The organism is Pseudomonas mangrovi (assembly GCF_003052585.1).
GTDB lineage: Bacteria > Pseudomonadota > Gammaproteobacteria > Pseudomonadales > Pseudomonadaceae > Aquipseudomonas > Aquipseudomonas mangrovi.
Genome location: NZ_QASN01000020.1, coordinates 116,619 through 136,203 on the forward strand (window position 1 = coordinate 116,619; position 19,585 = coordinate 136,203).

The 19,585-nt window shown below is 63.1% G+C and carries 23 protein-coding genes; 21 read left to right on the forward strand and 2 right to left on the reverse strand.

What is annotated here, in order from left to right:
- Nucleotides 1-3: 3 nt before the first annotated feature.
- From fleN to DBO85_RS13245, 12 genes are all read left to right on the forward strand, one after another.
- A complete protein-coding gene (fleN, locus tag DBO85_RS13190) occupies nucleotides 4-834 on the forward strand; it encodes a flagellar synthesis regulator FleN (RefSeq protein ID WP_177429775.1) in 831 nt (276 codons plus the stop codon).
- A complete protein-coding gene (gene fliA / locus DBO85_RS13195) occupies nucleotides 831-1,577 on the forward strand; it encodes an RNA polymerase sigma factor FliA (RefSeq protein ID WP_108107742.1) in 747 nt (248 codons plus the stop codon). The genes fleN and fliA overlap by 4 nt, the downstream gene beginning before the upstream one ends.
- Before the next feature lie 84 nt (nucleotides 1,578-1,661).
- Entirely contained in the window at nucleotides 1,662-2,036 is a 375-nt protein-coding gene (locus DBO85_RS13200) for a chemotaxis response regulator CheY (protein ID WP_177429786.1), read from the forward strand.
- A 19-nt stretch (nucleotides 2,037-2,055) separates the two neighbouring features.
- Nucleotides 2,056-2,844, forward strand: a complete 789-nt coding sequence (locus DBO85_RS13205) for a protein phosphatase CheZ (RefSeq protein WP_108107743.1) — start codon at nucleotides 2,056-2,058, stop codon at nucleotides 2,842-2,844.
- Between the two features lie 11 nt (nucleotides 2,845-2,855).
- The gene (locus DBO85_RS13210) at nucleotides 2,856-5,084 is read left to right on the forward strand and encodes a chemotaxis protein CheA (RefSeq protein WP_108107744.1); all 2,229 of its coding nucleotides are present in this window, start codon (nucleotides 2,856-2,858) and stop codon (nucleotides 5,082-5,084) included.
- 49 nt (nucleotides 5,085-5,133) lie between these two features.
- Nucleotides 5,134-6,222, forward strand: a complete 1,089-nt coding sequence (locus DBO85_RS13215; RefSeq protein ID WP_108107745.1) for a protein-glutamate methylesterase/protein-glutamine glutaminase — start codon at nucleotides 5,134-5,136, stop codon at nucleotides 6,220-6,222.
- Entirely contained in the window at nucleotides 6,222-6,962 is a 741-nt protein-coding gene (locus DBO85_RS13220; RefSeq protein ID WP_108107746.1) for a flagellar motor protein, read from the forward strand. The genes DBO85_RS13215 and DBO85_RS13220 overlap by 1 nt, the downstream gene beginning before the upstream one ends.
- Nucleotides 6,959-7,744: a flagellar motor protein MotD gene (gene motD, locus DBO85_RS13225; protein WP_177429787.1), complete on the forward strand. Its 786-nt coding sequence runs from the start codon at nucleotides 6,959-6,961 to the stop codon at nucleotides 7,742-7,744. Before DBO85_RS13220 ends, motD begins: the two co-directional genes overlap by 4 nt.
- A 145-nt stretch (nucleotides 7,745-7,889) precedes the next feature.
- Nucleotides 7,890-8,675 carry a ParA family protein gene (locus DBO85_RS13230; protein ID WP_108107748.1) on the forward strand — a complete coding sequence of 262 codons (786 nt, stop codon included), beginning with the start codon at nucleotides 7,890-7,892 and terminating at the stop codon, nucleotides 8,673-8,675.
- A gap of 63 nt (nucleotides 8,676-8,738) precedes the next feature.
- A complete protein-coding gene (locus DBO85_RS13235) occupies nucleotides 8,739-9,548 on the forward strand; it encodes a chemotaxis protein CheW (protein WP_108107749.1) in 810 nt (269 codons plus the stop codon).
- A gap of 94 nt (nucleotides 9,549-9,642) precedes the next feature.
- Nucleotides 9,643-10,122 carry a chemotaxis protein CheW gene (locus tag DBO85_RS13240; RefSeq protein WP_108107750.1) on the forward strand — a complete coding sequence of 160 codons (480 nt, stop codon included), beginning with the start codon at nucleotides 9,643-9,645 and terminating at the stop codon, nucleotides 10,120-10,122.
- 3 nt (nucleotides 10,123-10,125) lie between these two features.
- Nucleotides 10,126-10,536, forward strand: coding sequence for a DUF2802 domain-containing protein (locus DBO85_RS13245; protein ID WP_108107751.1), 411 nt, complete (start codon nucleotides 10,126-10,128; stop codon nucleotides 10,534-10,536).
- Nucleotides 10,537-10,574: 38 nt separating this feature from the next.
- Here the strand turns inward: DBO85_RS13245 and DBO85_RS13250 are convergent, their stop codons facing one another.
- Nucleotides 10,575-10,928, reverse strand: a complete 354-nt coding sequence (locus DBO85_RS13250; RefSeq protein WP_108107752.1) for an EscU/YscU/HrcU family type III secretion system export apparatus switch protein — start codon at nucleotides 10,926-10,928, stop codon at nucleotides 10,575-10,577.
- A complete protein-coding gene (gene fliK, locus DBO85_RS13255; RefSeq protein WP_108107753.1) occupies nucleotides 10,925-12,460 on the reverse strand; it encodes a flagellar hook-length control protein FliK in 1,536 nt (511 codons plus the stop codon). Before fliK ends, DBO85_RS13250 begins: the two co-directional genes overlap by 4 nt.
- Nucleotides 12,461-12,602: 142 nt before the next feature.
- Between fliK and ccmA the strand changes: the two genes are divergently transcribed.
- The 9 genes from ccmA (at nucleotide 12,603) to ccmI (ending at nucleotide 19,580) form a co-directional block, all read left to right on the forward strand.
- On the forward strand, nucleotides 12,603-13,238 hold the full coding sequence (ccmA, locus tag DBO85_RS13260) for a cytochrome c biogenesis heme-transporting ATPase CcmA (RefSeq protein ID WP_108107754.1): 636 nt from the start codon (nucleotides 12,603-12,605) through the stop codon (nucleotides 13,236-13,238).
- A complete protein-coding gene (ccmB, locus tag DBO85_RS13265; RefSeq protein WP_108107755.1) occupies nucleotides 13,235-13,906 on the forward strand; it encodes a heme exporter protein CcmB in 672 nt (223 codons plus the stop codon). The genes ccmA and ccmB overlap by 4 nt, the downstream gene beginning before the upstream one ends.
- 100 nt (nucleotides 13,907-14,006) lie before the next feature.
- Complete coding sequence (locus DBO85_RS13270) at nucleotides 14,007-14,762, forward strand: heme ABC transporter permease (RefSeq protein ID WP_108107756.1); 756 nt, start codon at nucleotides 14,007-14,009, stop codon at nucleotides 14,760-14,762.
- Nucleotides 14,762-14,938 carry a heme exporter protein CcmD gene (gene ccmD, locus DBO85_RS13275; RefSeq protein ID WP_108107757.1) on the forward strand — a complete coding sequence of 59 codons (177 nt, stop codon included), beginning with the start codon at nucleotides 14,762-14,764 and terminating at the stop codon, nucleotides 14,936-14,938. Before DBO85_RS13270 ends, ccmD begins: the two co-directional genes overlap by 1 nt.
- Complete coding sequence (ccmE, locus tag DBO85_RS13280; protein WP_108107758.1) at nucleotides 14,935-15,402, forward strand: cytochrome c maturation protein CcmE; 468 nt, start codon at nucleotides 14,935-14,937, stop codon at nucleotides 15,400-15,402. The genes ccmD and ccmE overlap by 4 nt, the downstream gene beginning before the upstream one ends.
- A complete protein-coding gene (locus tag DBO85_RS13285) occupies nucleotides 15,399-17,372 on the forward strand; it encodes a heme lyase CcmF/NrfE family subunit (protein ID WP_108107759.1) in 1,974 nt (657 codons plus the stop codon). Before ccmE ends, DBO85_RS13285 begins: the two co-directional genes overlap by 4 nt.
- The gene (locus tag DBO85_RS13290) at nucleotides 17,369-17,908 is read left to right on the forward strand and encodes a DsbE family thiol:disulfide interchange protein (RefSeq protein ID WP_108107760.1); all 540 of its coding nucleotides are present in this window, start codon (nucleotides 17,369-17,371) and stop codon (nucleotides 17,906-17,908) included. Before DBO85_RS13285 ends, DBO85_RS13290 begins: the two co-directional genes overlap by 4 nt.
- On the forward strand, nucleotides 17,905-18,378 hold the full coding sequence (locus DBO85_RS13295) for a cytochrome c-type biogenesis protein (protein WP_108107761.1): 474 nt from the start codon (nucleotides 17,905-17,907) through the stop codon (nucleotides 18,376-18,378). Before DBO85_RS13290 ends, DBO85_RS13295 begins: the two co-directional genes overlap by 4 nt.
- A complete protein-coding gene (ccmI, locus tag DBO85_RS13300; RefSeq protein ID WP_108107762.1) occupies nucleotides 18,375-19,580 on the forward strand; it encodes a c-type cytochrome biogenesis protein CcmI in 1,206 nt (401 codons plus the stop codon). Before DBO85_RS13295 ends, ccmI begins: the two co-directional genes overlap by 4 nt.
- Nucleotides 19,581-19,585 lie beyond the last annotated feature (5 nt).

Sequence of the window (19,585 nt, forward strand, 5' to 3'; positions counted from 1 at the left end):
AACATGGGTATGCATCCCGTACAGGTGATCGCGGTGACCGGCGGCAAGGGTGGCGTCGGCAAGACCAACGTATCAGTCAATCTGGCGCTGGCCCTGGCAGACCTGGGGCGCCGGGTGATGCTCATGGATGCCGACCTTGGGCTGGCGAATGTTGACGTCCTGCTGGGTCTGACGCCCAAGAAGACGCTGGCCGACGTGATCAGCGGTGACTGCGACATGCGCGATGTGCTCATCCAGGGGCCGGGCGGCATTCGCGTCGTGCCGGCCGCATCGGGCACCCAGAGCATGGTGCAGTTGACCCCCATGCAGCATGCCGGCCTGATCCAGGCATTCAGTGACATCAGTGAAAACCTTGACGTGCTCATCGTCGACACTGCGGCCGGAATCGGCGATGCGGTGGTTAGCTTCGTGCGCGCAGCCCAGGAAGTGCTGGTGGTGGTCTGCGACGAACCCACCTCTATTACCGACGCCTATGCGCTGATCAAGCTGCTCAACCGGGACCATGGCATCACGCGGTTCCGGGTTCTGGCGAACATGGCGCACAGTCCCCAGGAGGGGCGCAACCTGTTTGCTAAGCTGACCAAGGTTACGGATCGCTTTCTGGATGTGGCCCTGCAGTACGTGGGTGCCATTCCATATGACGAGTCTGTACGCAAGGCAGTACAGAAACAGCGTGCGGTCTACGAGGCATTCCCTCGGTCCAAATGCTCGTTGGCGTTCAAGGCCATCGCGCAGAAGGTCGATACCTGGCCGTTGCCGGCCAACCCGCGCGGACATCTCGAATTCTTCGTCGAGCGTCTGGTGAAACAGCCTGCTGTGGAATCCGGCGCATGACACCAGCGAGTGGACTGCATATGTACAGCAAGGCACAGGCGCAGGACTCCCAGCACCAACTGATCGAGCGTTACGCGCCTCTGGTCAAGCGCATCGCCTACCATCTGCTGGCCCGTCTACCCGCCAGTGTTCAGGTCGAGGATCTGATGCAGGCCGGCATGATCGGCCTGCTCGAGGCTTCCAAGAAATACGACGCCAGCAAGGGGGCCAGCTTCGAGACCTTCGCCGGCATTCGCATACGCGGCTCAATGCTCGACGAGGTACGCAAGGGCGACTGGGCGCCGCGCTCGGTCCACCGCAATAGCCGGATGGTCAGTGAGGCGATCCGTCGAGTAGAGGCTCGAACTGGAAGAGACGCTAAAGATCAGGAGGTTGCGGCCGAACTCCAATTGAGTCTCGAAGATTACTACGGCATTCTGGGCGACACCTTGGGCAGCCGCTTGTTCAGTTTCGACGACCTCCTTCAGGATGGCGAACATGCAGGTCTGCATCAGGAACACGGCGTTACGCAGCTGGAACCATCCCGTGATCTGGAAACCGAGCGATTTCAGGCAGCCTTGGCTGACGCTATCTCCAATCTGCCTGAGCGCGAGCGGCTGGTTCTGGCGTTGTATTACGACGAAGAGCTGAATCTCAAGGAGATCGGCGAGGTACTAGGGGTCAGCGAGTCGCGGGTCAGCCAGTTGCATAGCCAGTGTGCTGCACGTCTGCGTGCACGTCTGGGCGAGTGGCGGGCACGCTGACGACAACGCCGTTTCCACGATTGAAAGGCGCGCTCGGAGAAGTAGCGCGCTTGGGACTGTATGGAGGTCGACTTGGACAAAAACATGAAAATTCTCATCGTTGACGATTTTTCGACGATGCGACGGATCATCAAGAACCTCTTGCGCGATCTGGGCTTTACCAACACTGCTGAGGCCGATGACGGCACCACGGCCTTGCCCATGCTGCAAAGCGGCAACTTCGATTTTCTGGTCACCGACTGGAACATGCCCGGGATGACCGGCATCGACCTGCTACGCGCTGTGCGGGCGGACGAGCGTCTGAAGCTGCTGCCGGTGCTGATGGTGACCGCAGAGGCCAAGCGCGATCAAATCATCGAGGCCGCACAGGCCGGCGTGAACGGCTACGTGGTCAAGCCCTTCACTGCCCAGGTGCTGAAGGAAAAGATCGAGAAGATCTTCGAGCGGGTTAACGGCTGATGTTCGCCGCGAGGGCGCTATGGATCACAAGGATTCACCAATGGACGAACTCGAGTCGTCCCTGAAGACCCACGCGCAAGCACTGCTCGCCAGCCTTGAACAAGGTAAATTCGGCGATGCGGTTCAGCTGATCCACGAGCTGAACAAGGCGCGTGACCGTGGCCTCTATCTGGAGGTCGGCAAGCTGACGCGCGAGCTGCACAACTCCATTGTCGACTTCAAGCTGGACCCGAGGGTCCCGCACGCGCAGGAAATATCCGAGATCGCCGACGCGACAGAGCGTCTCGACTATGTCGTGCAGATGACCGAGCGTGCAGCTAACCGCACCATGGACCTGGTCGAGCAGAGTGCTCCCATGGTCAATGATCTCAGCGGCGAGGCTCGTCAATTGAGTGTGGAGTGGGGGCGTTTCATGCGCCGCGAGATGAGCGCGGAGAGCTTTCGCGAGCTGGCCAAGCGAATCGAGCTGTTTCTCGCCCGCAGCGAGCGTGACAACGGCAAGTTGTCCGCCAATCTGAATGACATTCTCTTGGCGCAGGACTTCCAGGATCTTACGGGCCAGGTGATCAAACGCGTGACCAAACTGGTCACCGATGTCGAGAGCAATCTCCTCAAGCTGGTGCTGATGGCGAGCAACGTCGACCGCTTCGCTGGCATCGAGCACGACCTGAATTCCATCCATGCCGAGCGTGAAGAACAAAAACAGCCTTCCCGGGGTGAAGGTCCGCAGATCAATGCCGATAAACGGGAAGACGTGGTCGCTGGTCAGGACGATGTCGACGATCTGTTGTCCAGCCTTGGATTCTAGGGAGTACACGCATGAGCTTCGGCGCCGATGAAGAAATCCTCCAGGACTTCCTGGTTGAGGCCGGCGAGATTCTCGAACAGTTGTCCGAGCAGTTGGTCGAGCTGGAAAGCCGGCCTGACGACATGGATCTGCTCAACGCCATCTTTCGGGGCTTCCACACGGTCAAGGGCGGGGCAGGCTTCCTGCAGCTGAACGAGCTGGTAGAGTGCTGCCACATCGCCGAGAACGTCTTCGACATCCTGCGCAAGGGGGAGCGTCGGGTGGACTCGGAGCTCATGGATGTCGTGCTCGAGGCGCTGGATGCCGTCAACGGCATGTTCAGCCAGGTGCGTGAACGTGCCGAACCCACGCCCGCTTCCGCAGAGCTGCTGGCTGCCCTGGCGCGTCTCGCTGAGCCTGCCGGCGCCGCGGAACCAGTCGCCGAGCCCAAGCCTGAGCCTGAGCCTGCACCTGCACCCCAGAGCGCGCAGCCCCAGCAGCCGGTATCTGGTGATATCACCGACAGCGAGTTCGAGAAACTGCTGGATGCGCTCGATGAAGCTGAGCCTGCCGCGCCTGCCGCGGCGTCTGACGAGATCAGCGACGACGAGTTCGAAGCGCTGCTGGATCAGCTCCACGGCAAGGGTAAATTCGAAGCGCCTGCGGCGGGTACGCCTGCTTCAGCGCCTTCGGTTGAAGTCAGTCCGGCGGCCGCCGGCTCCGACGAGATAAGCGATGATGAATTCGAATCACTACTGGATCAGTTGCATGGAAAGGGCAAGTTCGCGGTAGCGGCGGAACCGCAGGCAACTTCGGCTCCCGCTGTGTCCGCTGCGCCTGCATCGTCCGACGAAATTACCGACGACGAGTTCGAAGCCTTGCTGGACCAGCTTCACGGCAAGGGCAAGTTCGTCGAGCCGCCTGCTGCGCCTGCCGCTGAGGTAACTGCCAAAAAAGCGGCACCGGCGAGCAAAGCGGTCGTGCCGCCTGCGACACCTGCCGCTGCGCCCGCAGCGCCTGCTGCAAAGAAAGACTCCGCACCGCGAGCACCTGCTGCCCCTCCCGCTGCAGGCGGCGGCGCGGCGGTCAGCGAGGCGGAAACCACCGTTCGGGTCGATACCGCGCGGCTGGATGAGATCATGAACATGGTTGGCGAGCTGGTGCTGGTACGCAACCGTCTGGTTCGTCTGGGCCTGAACAGCAGTGACGAAGCCATGGCCAAGGCGGTTTCCAATCTGGACGTGGTGACGGGTGATCTGCAAACGGCAGTAATGAAGACCCGCATGCAGCCGATCAAGAAGGTCTTCGGTCGCTTTCCGCGACTGGTGCGAGACCTTGCTCGGACGCTCAAGAAGGAAATCAACCTGGAGCTGGTCGGGGAAGAGACTGATCTCGACAAGAACCTGGTCGAGGCGTTAGCCGACCCGTTGGTCCACCTGGTACGCAATGCCGTTGACCACGGCATCGAGTCTCCCGAGGAGCGCGAAGCAGAAGGCAAGCAGCGTATCGGTCGCGTGGTGCTTTCGGCTGAGCAGGAAGGCGACCACATCCTGCTGATGATCACCGATGATGGCAAAGGCATGGACGCGGACGTCCTGCGGGCCAAGGCTGTGGAGAAGGGCCTGCTGGACAAGGACGCGGCGGATCGGTTGACCGATTTGGAGTGCTACAACCTGATCTTTGCCCCCGGTTTTTCCACCAAGACCGAAATTTCCGACGTGTCCGGCCGCGGCGTCGGGATGGACGTGGTCAAGACCAAGATTTCCCAGCTCAATGGCACCGTGAACGTCTTCTCCAACAAGGGGCAGGGGTCGCGTATCGTCATCAAGGTGCCGTTGACCCTGGCAATCATGCCGACGCTGATGGTGATGCTGGCCAATCAGGCTTTCGCTTTCCCGCTGGTCAGCGTCAACGAAATCTTCCATCTGGATCTGTCGCGCACCAATGTGGTGGACGGGCAGGAGGTGGTGATCGTGCGCGACAAGGCATTGCCGCTGTTCTATCTCAAGCGCTGGCTGATTCGCGAGGCGGCTCACGAAGAGCAGCGCGAGGGGCATGTGGTCATCCTCTCGGTGGGCAATCAGCGAATAGGTTTTGTCGTCGATCAACTGGTCGGGCAGGAAGAGGTGGTAATCAAGCCACTGGGCAAGATGTTGCAAGGCACTCCAGGCATGTCCGGTGCGACCATCACCGGTGACGGTCGCATCGCTTTGATCCTCGACGTTCCGAGCATGCTCAAACGTTACGCGCGACGGATCTGATTCAATTGCGAGCCGGCCCCAGAGCGGCCGGCTTCGTTTAGGAGTGTGTATGGCTGTCAAGGTCCTGGTCGTGGACGATTCCGGCTTCTTTCGCCGGCGAGTCTCGGAAATTCTGTCTGCCGACCCGAATATTCAGGTGGTTGGGACTGCGACCAATGGTCGTGAAGCCATCGATCAGGCGCTGGCTCTGAAGCCGGACGTCATCACCATGGATTACGAGATGCCGATGATGGACGGCATCACGGCAGTTCGGCACATCATGCAGCGCTGCCCGACTCCGGTATTGATGTTCTCCTCGCTGACACATGAAGGCGCCAGGGTGACGCTTGACGCACTCGACGCCGGGGCGGTCGACTACCTGCCGAAGAACTTCGAGGAAATTTCCCGCAACCCGGACAAGGTACGCCAGCTGCTCTGTGAGAAGGTCCATACCATTTCCCGCAGCAACCGGCGCTACAGCGGCTTCAGTGCTCCGGGCAATTCGCCCGCCGCCGCGCCGAGCGCCCACGCATCTTCCGCTCCGGTAGCCCCGAGTCGACCTGCCCATACGGCGGCAAGCGCTGCGCCCAAGCGCAAGAGCTACAAGCTGGTCGCGATCGGCACGTCCACGGGCGGTCCGGTTGCGTTGCAGCGGGTTCTCACCCAGCTGCCTGGGTCCTTCCCGGCGCCGCTGGTGCTCATTCAGCACATGCCCGCAGCCTTTACCAAGGCCTTTGCCGAGCGGCTCGACAAACTGTGCAAGATTCGCGTCAAGGAAGCCGAGGACGGCGACCTGCTGCGCCCCGGCCTTGCGCTACTGGCGCCAGGCGGCAAGCAGATGATGATCGACGGCCGTGGTAGCGTGAAGATCCTGCCGGGGGACGAACGGCTCAACTACAAGCCCTGTGTCGACATCACCTTCGGTTCAGCGGCCAAATCGTTCAACGACAAGGTGCTTGCCGTGGTTCTGACCGGCATGGGTGCTGATGGCCGCGAGGGCGCGCGCCTGCTCAAGCAGAGCGGAAGCCAGGTCTGGGCCCAGGACGAAGCCAGCTGTGTGATCTACGGAATGCCGATGGCGATCGTCAAGGCCAATCTGGCTGATGCGGTGTATGGCCTGGACGATATCGGCCGCCACTTGGTCGAGGCCTGCAGCTGATGGATGTACTCAGCCTCATCGGGATCATTCTCGCGTTCATCGCGATACTGGGCGGCAACTATCTCGAGGGCGGACATGCTGGCGCCCTGATGAATGGTCCGGCGGCACTGATCGTGATTGGCGGAACCCTGGGTGCGGCATTTCTGCAGACCCCCCTGAGCGTCTTCAAGCGAGCGCTGGCGGTGCTGCGCTGGATCTTCTTTCCGCCACGGATTGATCTGGCCGGTGGTATCGATCGGGTCGTCGGCTGGAGCATGACGGCGCGCAAGGAGGGGTTGCTGGGCCTTGAGCCGGTGGCTGAAGCCGAGCCGGACAGCTATGCGCGCAAGGGGCTGCAACTGCTGGTGGACGGCGCCGAGCCGGAGTCGATTCGCAGCATTCTCGAAGTCGATCTGCTGACTCAGGAAGGCCGCGATATCCAGGCGGCGAAGGTATTCGAGTGCATGGGCGGCTATGCCCCGACCATCGGCATCATCGGCGCGGTGATGGGGCTGATCCACGTGATGGGCAATCTCGCCGATCCGAGCATGCTGGGCAGCGGTATCGCCGTCGCGTTCGTCGCCACCATCTATGGCGTCGGTTTCGCGAATCTGCTGCTGCTGCCGGTGGGTGCCAAGCTCAAGAGCATCGCGATGCGCCAGTCGCGTTATCGGGAAATGCTGCTCGAAGGCATTCTGTCCATTGCCGAGGGTGAGAACCCTCGCTCCATCGAACTGAAGCTTCAGGGCTTCATGGACTGACCATGCGCCGGCGCCACCACGAAGAGCACGAGAACCACGAGCGTTGGCTGGTCTCGTACGCTGATTTCATCACGCTGCTGTTCGCGTTTTTCGTGGTGATGTATTCGATCTCCTCGATCAATGAAGGCAAGTATCGGATATTTTCCGAATCGCTCGATGGTGTTTTCAATCAGCCCGATCGCTCGTTCAAGCCGATCAATATCGGTGACGAACGCCCTCGGGCGCATGCTGCCGAAGGGGAGCTCAACCTGGATCAGAACAACCAGGCGTCCGATCTGGTAGTCGATCCCCTGGAACAGATTGCCGCCAGCGTGCGCGACAGCTTTGGTGATCTGATCGACTCCCAGCAGTTGACGGTCCGCGGCAACGAGATGTGGATCGAGATCGAATTGAAGTCCAGCCTCCTGTTTCCCAGTGGCGACGCGCTGCCGCAGGACTCCGCGTTCGCCATTATCGAAAAAATCGCCAAGATTCTGTCGCCGTATGAGAACCCGATCCAGGTCGAAGGGTTCACCGATAATCTCCCCATCAATACCGCCCAATACCCGACCAACTGGGAACTCTCATCTGCGCGTGCGGCGAGCATCGTGCGCATGCTGGCGATGGATGGCGTGAGCCCGCGGCGGCTGGCGGCGGTCGGTTATGGTGAGTTCCAGCCGATTGCCGATAACGCCAGCGCTGAAGGGCGAGCGACGAATCGCAGGGTGGTATTGGTCGTCTCGCGCAATCTTGACGTGCGCCGCAGTGCCAACCCTGCCTCGCGCGCGGCTAGCGGACAATGAGCATGGCGCTGGCATGCAACCTGCAGAGGCGCCTGTTCAGCAGACGCCGCCGTCAGGGATGCGTCGTTCACATTTCACGCGCCTCGAATTGCCGAGACGCGGCATCGGGCTGGTTGCGCAGCAGCGTACCGCGAGGATTGAGAGCATGAGAGTCTGGGCAGTCGCCAATCAGAAGGGCGGTGTCGGCAAGACCACCACGAGCATTGCACTGGCGGGTCTGTTGGCAGACGCTGGCAAACGTGTGCTGCTCGTCGATCTCGATCCGCATGGTTCGATGACCAGCTATTTCGGGCATGATCCCGACAGCCTCGAGCACGGTGTTTTCGACCTTTTTCAGCATCAGGGCGAGGTCCCTAGCGGGCTGCCCCGACAGCTGCTGGTCAAGACCAGTCACGAACGCATCCATCTGCTTCCTGCCAGTACGGTGCTGGCCACGCTGGAGCGGCAGTCGCCGGGCCAGAGTGGGTTGGGACTGGTCGTTGCCAAAGCGCTGGCGCAGCTCTGGCAGGATTTCGACCACGCGATAATCGACAGTCCGCCACTGCTTGGCGTGCTCATGGTCAACGCGCTGGCTGCCAGTCAGCATCTGGTCATCCCGGTGCAGACCGAGTTTCTCGCGGTCAAGGGACTTGAACGGATGGTCAGTACACTGGCGATGATCAACCGCTCCCGACGCCAGGCGTTGCCCTATACCATAGTGCCGACCCTGTTCGACCGTCGGACCCAGGCTTCCATGTCCACGCTGCGGCTGCTGCGCAGCAGCTATCCCGAGCATCTCTGGCCCGCCTACGTGCCGGTCGACACCCGTCTGCGCGATGCGAGTCGGGCAGGGCAGGTGCCGTCGCAGTTCGATGGCGGCAGTCGTGGTGTTCTGGCGTATCGTGCCCTGCTCAAGCACCTGCTCGGCCAGCAGGCCGCGCAGGTTGCCTGAGGATTCAAGTAGAGCGGCGCTGCTGCCGATAATTCACGCAATGCATTTCATCGAGTCAACCAAATGAGCCGCAGTACCCTCAGTGAAACCCGTCCGCAACAGGCGCTCCAGAGCTATCTGGACGCGCTGTTGCAGGACGCGTTCAGCGATCTGCAGGGTACTGTCGCCGCGGAGATGGACGAATTTCAGCGCGCGGTGCTCGAGGAGCAGCAGCGCGACGCGCGTAGCAGCGCGCGTCTGCTGCAGGAGTTGCCGACGGCGCAGCCGCGAGTTCTGAAGACCATCAGTGCGCCGATGCCGGTAGAGGCGCCGCCGGTGCAGCCGGTCGTTGCGCCGGCCCCTGTTGCCGCCGAGGTCCGCATTGCCGAAGTGGTGCCTGCCGAGCCCGTCGTGCCGGTGCAAGCACCGGTCCAGGCGCAACCGGACTGGTCCAGGCAGCCATTCGAGTGCCTGTTGTTCGATGTCGCCGGACTCACCCTCGCGGTACCGCTGGTCAGTCTGGGTACCATCTATCCGCTGGAGGGGCATGAGCTCACTCCGTTGTTCGGTCAGCCGGACTGGTTTCTCGGGCTTCTGCCTTGCCAGTCCGGCAATCTGCGCGTTCTGGATACCGCGCGCTGGGTTCTCGCCGACCGCTATCGGGAAGAGTTTCGCGAGGGGCTGCAGTACGTGATTTCGGTGGAAGGCTTCGAGTGGGGGCTGGCAGTGCATCAGGTCAATCGCTCGATCCGGCTTGATCCTTCCGAGGTCAAGTGGCGTGGAGAACGCAGTCAGCGCCCCTGGCTGGCTGGGACCGTGATAGAACACATGTGCGCATTGCTCGACGTCAGGGCGCTGGCCGAACTGATCGCCAAGGGTGCGCGCCGCGCCTGAGGTTGCATGCGCTGGCGCGAGCCGGCGCTATAGTGATAACGACGGGATATTCCCGCAAATGCCGCGCGTTGCGGTTTTATGACGAGGCTGGGACATGAAGAACAAGTCAGCACAGGGTGCCGAGGATCCGATCCTTCAGTGGGTCACCTTCCGACTCGACAATGAAACCTACGGGATCAATGTCATGCAGGTGCAGGAAGTCCTGCGCTACACCGAGATCGCGCCGGTGCCCGGAGCGCCCAGTTATGTTCTGGGAATCATCAATCTGCGCGGCAACGTGGTGACGGTGATCGACACGCGCCAGCGATTCGGTCTGGACTCGGCCGCCGTGACCGACAACACCCGCATCGTCATCATCGAGGCGGACAAGCAGGTGGTCGGGATCATGGTCGACAGCGTCGCTGAGGTCGTCTACTTGCGCCAGTCGGAAATCGAAACCGCGCCGAATGTCGGCAACGACGAGTCGGCCAAGTTCATCCAGGGCGTGTGCAACAAGAACGGCGAGCTGCTCATCCTGGTCGAGCTGGACAAGATGATGAGCGAAGAGGAATGGTCGGAGTTGGAGAGCATCTGAGTCATGCTCGATCTGGCAGCGATTCTGCTTGGAGTACTTTGCGTCCTCTGTCTGCTGCAGACGGCGTTCTGTTTCTGGCTGTCTTCCAATCAGCGCCGTCAGGCGCTGCTGCAGGCCGAGCGGGATGCCGCCAGGGATCAGCGTATTCGCGAGCTGGCCAAGCGTCTCGATGCCTATCTGACCGGCAGCATCCGCATGGGCGAAGAGCTGCAGGAAGTGCGGCGCACCGTGGCGCCGCTGCCGGACAAGCTTAGTCAGATGGAGCAGCGTGATCCTTCCAGTCTGTCGTTCACCCAGGCCGCGCGGCTGGTCGGAATGGGTGCCAGTGTCGACGATCTAACCCAGTCCTGCGGACTGAGTCGAGCCGAGGCGGAGCTGGTCGCCAAACTCAATCAGAGCAAGCAGCGTTCCTGAATCCGCTCTGCCGAGTCTTGCGGCTGTTCGAGACGGGGCTACTCCCGTGCTCTGCTCCTTCGCGGACTCTCGAGCAGGGGTAGCGGTGGCGCTACCTCCCGCTCTCCCTCCTGCTGCTCGAACCCTGCAGGCGCCTTGCCTTTGAGGTGCCAGGCAAAGGCGATGATCTCGGCGATGGTCCGGTAGAGCGCCTCGGGAATGGCATCCCCCAACTCCAGTCGCGCCAGCAGCTTGACCAGTTCGGCGTTCTCGTAGATCGGTACTTCGTATTCGCGGGCGATGGCCAGGATTGCCTCGGCCAGCTCGTCGTCACCCTTTGCTGTCACAGCTGGCGCGCTGCGGCCATCGTAGCTGAGCGCGATCGCCTGGCGTGGTGGTGCCTTTCTCTTCATGCGGTTTCGTCCACCCAGCGCTGTTCAAGTCCTGTGCGCGGGCCGCGTGGCGGCATCCCCTGACGGCAGGCCAGCTCGCCTACTTCCAGGCCGCTGGCCTGCAGTCGCTCGCGCAGGTGGGTCAGTTCGTGACTGATGAGCGCGGCGGTTTCGCCGCGTTCGGCCCAGAACTGGCTGGAGAGACTTCCGCGCAGCAACTGTGCCTGCACCTGCAGCGGTCCCAGAGGGTCCAGATCGAAGGCCAGGTCCACCCGCCAGAGCGTTTCGCTTTGTTCCCTGCGTTCCTTGTCCGGCTGTTCTTCCGACTGGACCTTGAGTTGCAGGGCAACCATCTGCTGCTGGTCGCGCATCGGGATTTCCATCTGCCAGGTCGTCAGCAGATTGCCTTCGGCGGTGGTCTGGGTCTGCGCCAGGCTCGACAACTGATGAGTCTGCAGTCTCGATATCGCCGCTGCGGCGAGCTTGAGCAGGGTTTCCAGATCAGCTTCGCCGTCGAGCGAGTTCAGCAGGCGTGACGGCAGAGGAAAGCTTGCCGCCTGCTGACGCTGCTGGCCGAGCGCTTCCCGTAGCAGAGCGGGCAGGGCGAGGGCGACGTTCTGAGCACTGGCACTGGCGGTTGGCAGCGCACCGGGCAGGTTGGGTAGCAACTGGCCGACCAGGCGCAGCAGATTGGCCTTGAGGTCGGTGGTCAGGGCCGCGGTCTGTCCTGCCAGTAGCTTGGCTTCGAGCAGGCCGCCGCTGTCGGACATGGCCTGGGCCAGCCCTTTTGCGGTGCTCAACTGGGTCGCCTCAGGGAGCCCGGCGAGCAGACGCTCGATGGCTCCGCGCAAGCCCTCGGGCAGATTGCCGCCGCCGCGTATGTTCTGCATCAGACCGAACAGCCCCTCAAGCGAGCCTTGGCGTGCGGACTGACCGGAAAGCTGATGATTGAGCTCCAGCAGGTCCAGGCGGTTGCCCAGCGGTATGAAGGACAGCGTCTGATGGCCCTGCACCTGAGCGCTGACCAGGCTGCCGGAGGGCAATTGCAGTGGTGTCTCGATGGTCAGCTGCTTGCCTGCCAGGGGCGTGTTCAGCAAGGTCAGAATTACCTGCTGGACAGTCTGGCCGGCCTTGAGCTGGGCAATGGTCTGACTCGACTCTACCTTGCCTTGCAGCAACGTACCGATAGGCACCTGCTGCAGGTCGATACTGGTCAGCGGCATACCGCCAGACTTGCCCTGGGGCTGCAGTGCGGCTAGCAGGCGGGTGTCGGAAAGAGCGGTGACTAGCAATGCGCTGCCCTGATCCACCGGCTTGTTGCTGCTTGCCGTGAGGCTGGCCTGGCGACCGTTGTCCAGGGTCAGGCGCAGGAGCAGCTGGAACTGCTGCGCCTGCTCGCGAATGGCGACCACTTCGGCGCGTGCGGTCTCTCCCGAGGACAACAGTCCGTCCAGCGGCTGGAGCAGTTTGAGTGCCATTTCCACGGGTGCGACAACCGGTCGCGCTGGCGCGGAAGGCGGTGTTGCGGGGCGCGCGCTGCTGATTTCGGCCATGCTTACAACCTGTCGAAAACGCCCCGCTTGAGGCGTGAACTGGGCATGTATAATGCCGCCCCAATCGGTTCGGCCCTGATTTCAACTGCGTCAGTATAGCGGCCAGCCACCTCCGGACTTGAACCTTCCCAGCAGGTAGCTTTTGATCAGCCCCGTCCTTGAAACCCAGGCGCTAAGTTGCGAAAGAGATTGGCGCATGCTCTTCGAGGGGCTCGATCTTCAGCTCTGTGCCGGCGAAATGTTGCAGGTCGCCGGGCCCAACGGCAGCGGCAAGACCAGCCTGTTGCGCCTTCTTTGCGGGCTGATGCAGCCGACCTCGGGCGAGATCCTGCTGCAGGGCGTCGCGCTGACGCGCCAGCGTGACGAGCTGGCCCGTCGTATGCTCTGGATCGGGCACGCGGCGGGCATCAAGGGGCTGCTGACTGCCGAGGAAAATCTCGCCTGGCTGTGCGCGCTGCATCGTCCGGCAAGCCTGGAAGACATACGTGCCGCGCTGGCCGCTGTCGGCCTGCGGGGGTTCGAGGATGTGCCCTGTCATACCCTGTCTGCCGGTCAGCAGCGGCGCGTGGCGCTGGCCCGCCTGCATCTCGACCCGCCGCCGTTGTGGATACTCGACGAGCCATTCACCGCCCTGGACAAGCAGGGCGTGGCGGAGCTGGAGCGACATCTGGCCGATCACTGCGAGGCCGGCGGCCTGGTGGTACTGACCACCCATCACAGCCTGGCGCACCTGCCGGCCGGTTATCGCGAACTTGATCTGGGGCAGCGCCGGGCATGAGCAACGTCTTTACTCTGCTGCTCGTGCGCGAGGCGCGTCTGCTGTTTCGCCGGCCTGCGGAACTGGCCAATCCACTGGTGTTCTTCGCCGTGGTGATCGCTCTGTTTCCGCTGGCCGTAGGTCCCGAGAGCCAGCAGTTGCGCAATCTCTCGCCGGGGTTGTTGTGGGTTGCCGCCTTGCTTGCGGTGCTGTTGTCGCTCGATGGTCTGTTCCGCAGCGACTTCGAGGATGGCTCGCTGGAACAATGGGTGGTTTCGCCTCATCCGTTGTCCCTGCTGGTCCTGGCCAAGGTGGTTGCGCACTGGCTGTTCAGCGGTCTGGCACTGGTGCTGCTGTCGCCCCTGCTGGCACTGATGCTGGGGCTGCCGGCGCACTGCGTGCCGGTCCTGCTGGTGTCGCTGCTGCTCGGTACGCCGGTGCTGAGCCTGCTCGGAGCAGTCGGGGCGGCGCTGACGGTAGGACTCAAGCGCGGCGGGTTGCTGCTGGCGCTGCTGATCCTGCCGCTGTACATACCGGTACTGATTCTGGGAACCGGCGCCCTGCAGGCCAGCCTGCAGGGGCTGCCTGCAGCGGGACAGCTGCTGTGGATGGCCAGTCTGACTGCCCTGGCAGTGACGCTGGCGCCCTTTGCGATTGCCGCCGGGCTGAAGATCAGCATCGGCGAATGACGGATCTGGAGCTCATGAGTAGCGAGAACACGATGAAGTCTGTAGGCGAGTGCCGCGTGCATCTCGGCCGGTTGTGGCGCTGCAGCGGAGACCTGGGCCTATGAACTGGACCTGGTTCCACAAGTGGGGTTCGCCCAAGTGGTTCTACGAGATGAGCGGCCGCTGGCTGCCCTGGCTTGGCGTGGCAGCCATTCTGCTGCTGGCGGTCGGCCTGGCCTGGGGTCTGGCGTTCGCGCCGCCGGAAAAATACCAGCTGGACAGCTACCGGATCATCTACATCCACGTGCCGGCAGCCTTCCTGGCGCAAAGCTGCTACCTGCTGATGGCGATTGCCGGGGTCGTCAGCCTGGTGTGGAAGATGAAACTGGCTGACGTCGCCCTGCAGCAGGCAGCGCCCATCGGCGCCTGGCTGTGCTTCGTCTCGCTGGTGTCGGGCGCGATCTGGGGCAAGCCGACCTGGGGCACCTACTGGATCTGGGATGCGCGGCTGACCTCGATGCTGATCCTGCTGTTTCTCTACTTCGGCGTCATTGCGCTGGGCAACGCGATCAGCAATCGCGACAGCGCCGCCAAGGCCTGTGCCGTGCTGGCGCTGGTTGGCGCGGTGAACATCCCGATCATCAAGTACTCGGTGGAGTTCTGGAACACATTGCACCAGCCCGCCACCTTCACCGTCACCGGCAAGGCCAGCATGAGCGCAGACATGTGGCTGCCGCTGCTGATTTCGGTGCTGGGATTCTACTGTTTCTTCGCCACGGTGCTGTTGATGCGCATGCGCCTGGAAGTGTTGCGTCGCGAGTCGCGGGCCAGCTGGGTCAAAGCTGAAGTGGCGCGCCTGAGCGGGGGTAATCGCTGATGTATTTCGAATCCTTCGCCGAGTTCGTCGCCATGGGCAAACACGGCGCCTATGTCTGGTCGGCCTATGGCATCACGCTGGCGGTACTCGCGTTGAATGTTGTCCTGCCGATCCTGGCGCGGCGGCGTTACCTGAAAGATGAGGCGCGTCGTTTGCGCCGGGAGGAAGTGAAGTGAATCCGGTCCGCAAGAAACGCCTGATGATTGTCCTGGCCATCCTGGCCGGCACCGGGATCGCTGTCGCCCTGGCGCTCACCGCGCTGCAGCAGAACATCAATCTGTTCTACACCCCGACCCAGATCGCCGCCGGCGAGGCGCCGCAGGACGCGCGCATTCGGGCGGGCGGGCTGGTCAAGGAAGGTTCGGTCAAGCGCTCGACGGATTCGCTGCTGGTCGACTTCGTCGTCACCGACGGTGCCGCCGAGGTGACGATTCGCTTCCAGGGCATTCTTCCGGACCTGTTCCGCGAAGGGCAGGGAATTGTTGCGCTGGGCAAGCTGGATGGCGAAGGCGTGCTGCTGGCGGACGAGGTGCTGGCCAAACATGACGAGAACTACATGCCGCCCGAGGTGACTCAGGCGCTGGAGCAGAGCGGCATGATGAAGCACTACGAGGACGGCAAGCAGGGGAGCAAGCAATGATTCCCGAACTTGGCCACCTGGCGCTGATACTGGCCTTCTGTATGGCGCTGATGCAGTCCAGCGTGCCGCTGATCGGTGCCTGGCGCGGCGACCGGCTGTGGATGAGCCTGGCAGTTCCGGCCGCCTGGGGGCAGTTCTTCCTGCTGGCTTTTTCCTTCGGCTGCCTGACCTGGGCATTCATGGTCGACGACTTCACCGTCGCCTACGTGGCGCATAACTCCAACAGCGCGCTGCCCTGGTACTACAAGTTCAGCGCCGTCTGGGGTGCCCACGAAGGCTCGCTGCTGCTCTGGGCGATGATCCTGGGCGGCTGGACCTTCGCCGTGTCGGTGTTCTCGCGACAGTTGCCGGAGGTGATGCTGGCGCGGGTGCTGGCGATCATGGGATTGATCAGCATCGGTTTCCTGCTGTTCCTGATCGTGACCTCCAACCCCTTCGAGCGCCTGCTGCCGAATGCACCGGCGGACGGTCGTGACCTCAATCCGCTGCTGCAGGACTTCGGCCTGATCGTCCATCCGCCGATGCTCTACATGGGGTATGTCGGTTTTTCGGTCGCCTTCGCCTTCGCCATTGCCGCGCTGCTCGGCGGCAAGCTGGATGCCGCCTGGGCGCGCTGGTCGCGGCCCTGGACCATCATCGCCTGGGCCTTTCTCGGCGTTGGTATCGCGCTGGGCTCCTGGTGGGCCTACTACGAGCTCGGTTGGGGTGGCTGGTGGTTCTGGGATCCGGTGGAGAACGCCTCCTTCATGCCCTGGCTGGTCGGCACCGCGTTGATCCACTCGCTGGCGGTGACCGAGAAACGCGGGGTGTTCAAGAGCTGGACGGTATTGCTGGCGATTGCCGCGTTCTCGCTCAGCCTGCTGGGCACCTTCCTGGTTCGCTCGGGGGTGCTGACCTCGGTGCATGCCTTTGCCAGCGATCCGGATCGTGGCCTGTTCATCCTGATCTTCCTGCTACTGGTGGTCGGCAGTTCGCTGGCGCTGTTCGCGGTGCGCGCGCCGGTAGTCAAGAGCAAGGTCGGCTTCGCACTGTTTTCCCGTGAAACGCTGCTGCTGTGCAACAACCTGGTGTTGGTGGTGGCGACCGCGATGATCCTGCTCGGCACCCTCTATCCGCTGATTCTCGACGCGCTGACCGGCGCCAAGTTGTCTGTCGGACCGCCGTATTTCAACGCGCTGTTCGTACCGCTGATGGGCGTGCTGATGGCGGTGCTCGGCGTAGGCGTACTGGTGCGCTGGAAGGGCACGCCCGGCAGGTGGCTGCTGGGCATGCTCGCGCCGGTACTGCTCGCCAGCGTGGTGCTGGCGGTGATTGCCGGGGTGGTCTACGCCGACTTCAATTGGGCGGTCCCTGCGGTGGTCCTGCTGTCTGCCTGGGTGATACTGGCCGGCGTGCGCGATCTGCTCGACAAGACCCGCAACAAGGGCCTGGTCAAGGGCATCCTGGGCCTCAACAGCAGCTACTGGGCCATGCAGCTGGCCCACGCCGGATTTGCTGTCTGCGCCATGGGTGTGGTCTTCACCAGTCTGGGCAGCGCCGAGCGCGACCTGCGTCTGGCTCCGGGCGAATCGATGGATCTGGCTGGCTACGTCTTCGTCTTCGAGGGCGCCGAACACTACGAAGGACCGAACTTCAGCTCCGACAAGGGCACCGTGCGGGTTCTCGACGAGGGTCGGGAAATCGCCGTGCTGCACCCGGAGAAGCGTCTGTATCGGGTACAGGGCACGGTGATGACCGAAGCCGGGATCGATGCCGGCTTCACCCGCGACCTCTATGTCGCGCTCGGTGAGTCGCTGGAGGACGGCGCCTGGGCGGTGCGGGTGCACGTCAAACCCTTCGTTCGCTGGATCTGGCTGGGCGGCCTGATGATGGGTTTTGGCGGCGTCCTCGCAGCACTCGATCGGCGCTACCGGGTCAAGGTCAAGACGCGGGTACGTGATGCCCTGAACATGAACGGAGCAAATGCATGAAGCGATTGCTGCTGCTGTTGCCGCTGGCGATCTTCCTTGGCGTTGCGGTGTTTCTCTACGCAGGCCTCTACCGTGACCCTGCGGAGCTGCCGTCGGCGCTGATCGGCAAGCCATTTCCGGCGTTCAGTCTGCCGGCGCTGGATGATCCGCAGCGCACCATCACCGAGGCCGATCTCAAGGGCAAGCCGGCGCTGGTCAACGTCTGGGCGACCTGGTGTCCGTCTTGCCGGTTCGAGCATCCGGTGTTGAACAAGCTGGCGGAAGCCGGGGTGAACATCCACGGCGTCAACTACAAGGACGAGCGTGCGCCGGCACGGCAATGGCTAAGTGACCTGCACAATCCCTACCAGCTGAACATCGAGGATGCCAAGGGCACCCTGGGGCTGGACCTGGGCGTCTACGGCGCGCCCGAGACCTTCTTCGTCGATGCCAACGGCATCATTCGGCACAAGTACGTCGGAACGATCGACGAGAAACTCTGGCGCGAAAAGCTGGCGCCCATCTACCAGCAACTGCTCGATGAGGCGACGCCATGAGACGACTCCTGCCTGCGCTGGTACTGGGCGTTGCGCTGAGCGGCAACCTGCAGGCCGCCATCGACACCTATGAGTTCGACAACGAGGCTGACCGCCAGCGCTATCGCACCCTGGTCGAGGAGCTGCGCTGTCCGAAGTGCCAGAACCAGAACATCGCCGATTCCAACGCCCCCATCGCCATGGATCTGCGCGCGGAGATCTACCGCATGCTGGAAGAGGGTCGCAGCAACGACGAAATCATCCAGCACCTGGTGCTGCGTTATGGCGACTTCGTTCGTTACAAGCCGCCCCTGGATGCGCGTACCTTCCTGCTCTGGTTCGGTCCGGCGGCGCTGCTGCTGGGCGGCATGGGGGCATTGCTGGTGATCGTGCGCCGGCGTCGGCGGATCGAGTCTTCGCCGGTTGCCACCGAGCTTTCCCCCGAGGAGCGCGAGCGCCTCGCCACTCTGCTGGATAGAAAAGACCCATGATCGATTTCTGGATCGGTGCCGGCCTGCTGCTGCTGGTTGCCCTGGCGTTCCTGCTGTTGCCGCTGCTGCGTGGCCGTGGCGAGCAGACCGAGGAAGACCGTACCGCGCTGAATGTCGCCCTGTATCAGGAGCGCCTGGCGGAAATGCAGGCGCAGCGCGCCGCTGGCGTGCTCAGCGAGGAGCAGTTCGAAGCTGGCCGTGCCGAAGCCGGGCGCGAGCTGATCGAGGATACCGAAGGCGACGCATCTGGCAGAACTCGCGCACCGCTGGGCCGCAAGGTGCCCATGGCCCTGGCGTTGCTGTTGCCCCTGCTGGGTTACGGGCTCTACCTGTACTGGGGGGCGAGCGACAAGGTGCAACTGGCCCGCGAATTCCAGTCCCAGCCGCGCAGTCTCGAGGAAATGGTGGCGCGCCTGGAGCGTACCGTCGAGGCTCAGCCGGACTCCGCCGAAGGCTGGTACTTCCTCGCCCGTGGCTACATGGGCATGGAGCGGCCGGCCGATTCGGCGCGGGCACTGGAACGTGCGATCGAGCTGGCCGGGCGCGAACCGGAACTGCTCGGTCTGCTGGCGCAGGCGCGTTTCTTCGCCAATGACAAACAATGGAACGACGAGCTGCAGACGCTGGCCGATGAAGCACTGGCCGGTGATCCGGACGAGGTGACCACGCTCGGCCTGCTTGGCATCGCGGCGTTCGAAAGCGGGCGCTTCGCCGACGCGGTGCGGCACTGGGAGCGCCTGGCCGCTTCGTTGCCGCCCGGCGATCCGACCCGCGAGGCGATCCAGAGCGGTATCGATGCGGCCCGCGAGCGCGGCAACCTTGCCGCCGAATCCCCGGCTACGCCGGCGGCGGCTGGCGAGCCGGGCGTGCGGGTGCGAGTCAGCCTGGCGCCGGAGCTGGCGGACAAGGTTGCGCCTGGCGACAGCGTATTCGTCTTCGCCCGCGCCGAGTCGGGCCCGGCGATGCCGCTGGCGGTGCGGCGTCTGACAGTCGCGGAGCTGCCGGCCGAAGTGCTGCTCAACGATGCCGACGCGATGATGCCGCAGCTCAAGCTGTCGGCCTACCCGAAGATCACTCTGGTGGCGCGCATCTCGCGCAGCGGCGATGCCACGGCGGGTGAGTGGCAGGGTCGCAGCGACGCGGTCGACAGCAGCGAGCGCTCGTTGCAGGAGCTGGTGATCGACCAGCCCGAGACGCGCTGATCGTC

Bases quoted from the DNA above. Each gene is read 5' to 3' on its own strand.
- DBO85_RS13205 (WP_108107743.1), top strand. From the start codon at position 2,056: ATGGATCACAAGGATTCACCAATGGACGAACTCGAGTCGTCCCTGAAG.
- DBO85_RS13290 (WP_108107760.1), top strand. From the start codon at position 17,369: ATGAAGCGATTGCTGCTGCTGTTGCCGCTGGCGATCTTCCTTGGCGTT.
- DBO85_RS13240 (WP_108107750.1), top strand. From the start codon at position 9,643: ATGAAGAACAAGTCAGCACAGGGTGCCGAGGATCCGATCCTTCAGTGG.
- DBO85_RS13285 (WP_108107759.1), top strand. From the start codon at position 15,399: ATGATTCCCGAACTTGGCCACCTGGCGCTGATACTGGCCTTCTGTATG.
- fleN (WP_177429775.1), top strand. From the start codon at position 4: ATGGGTATGCATCCCGTACAGGTGATCGCGGTGACCGGCGGCAAGGGT.
- DBO85_RS13220 (WP_108107746.1), top strand. From the start codon at position 6,222: ATGGATGTACTCAGCCTCATCGGGATCATTCTCGCGTTCATCGCGATA.
- DBO85_RS13230 (WP_108107748.1), top strand. From the start codon at position 7,890: ATGAGAGTCTGGGCAGTCGCCAATCAGAAGGGCGGTGTCGGCAAGACC.
- fliK (WP_108107753.1), bottom strand. From the start codon at position 12,460: ATGGCCGAAATCAGCAGCGCGCGCCCCGCAACACCGCCTTCCGCGCCA.
- DBO85_RS13270 (WP_108107756.1), top strand. From the start codon at position 14,007: ATGAACTGGACCTGGTTCCACAAGTGGGGTTCGCCCAAGTGGTTCTAC.
- DBO85_RS13250 (WP_108107752.1), bottom strand. From the start codon at position 10,928: ATGAAGAGAAAGGCACCACCACGCCAGGCGATCGCGCTCAGCTACGAT.
- DBO85_RS13295 (WP_108107761.1), top strand. From the start codon at position 17,905: ATGAGACGACTCCTGCCTGCGCTGGTACTGGGCGTTGCGCTGAGCGGC.
- ccmB (WP_108107755.1), top strand. From the start codon at position 13,235: ATGAGCAACGTCTTTACTCTGCTGCTCGTGCGCGAGGCGCGTCTGCTG.
- fliA (WP_108107742.1), top strand. From the start codon at position 831: ATGACACCAGCGAGTGGACTGCATATGTACAGCAAGGCACAGGCGCAG.
- DBO85_RS13245 (WP_108107751.1), top strand. From the start codon at position 10,126: ATGCTCGATCTGGCAGCGATTCTGCTTGGAGTACTTTGCGTCCTCTGT.
- DBO85_RS13215 (WP_108107745.1), top strand. From the start codon at position 5,134: ATGGCTGTCAAGGTCCTGGTCGTGGACGATTCCGGCTTCTTTCGCCGG.
- DBO85_RS13235 (WP_108107749.1), top strand. From the start codon at position 8,739: ATGAGCCGCAGTACCCTCAGTGAAACCCGTCCGCAACAGGCGCTCCAG.
- ccmI (WP_108107762.1), top strand. From the start codon at position 18,375: ATGATCGATTTCTGGATCGGTGCCGGCCTGCTGCTGCTGGTTGCCCTG.
- DBO85_RS13200 (WP_177429786.1), top strand. From the start codon at position 1,662: ATGAAAATTCTCATCGTTGACGATTTTTCGACGATGCGACGGATCATC.
- ccmD (WP_108107757.1), top strand. From the start codon at position 14,762: ATGTATTTCGAATCCTTCGCCGAGTTCGTCGCCATGGGCAAACACGGC.
- DBO85_RS13210 (WP_108107744.1), top strand. From the start codon at position 2,856: ATGAGCTTCGGCGCCGATGAAGAAATCCTCCAGGACTTCCTGGTTGAG.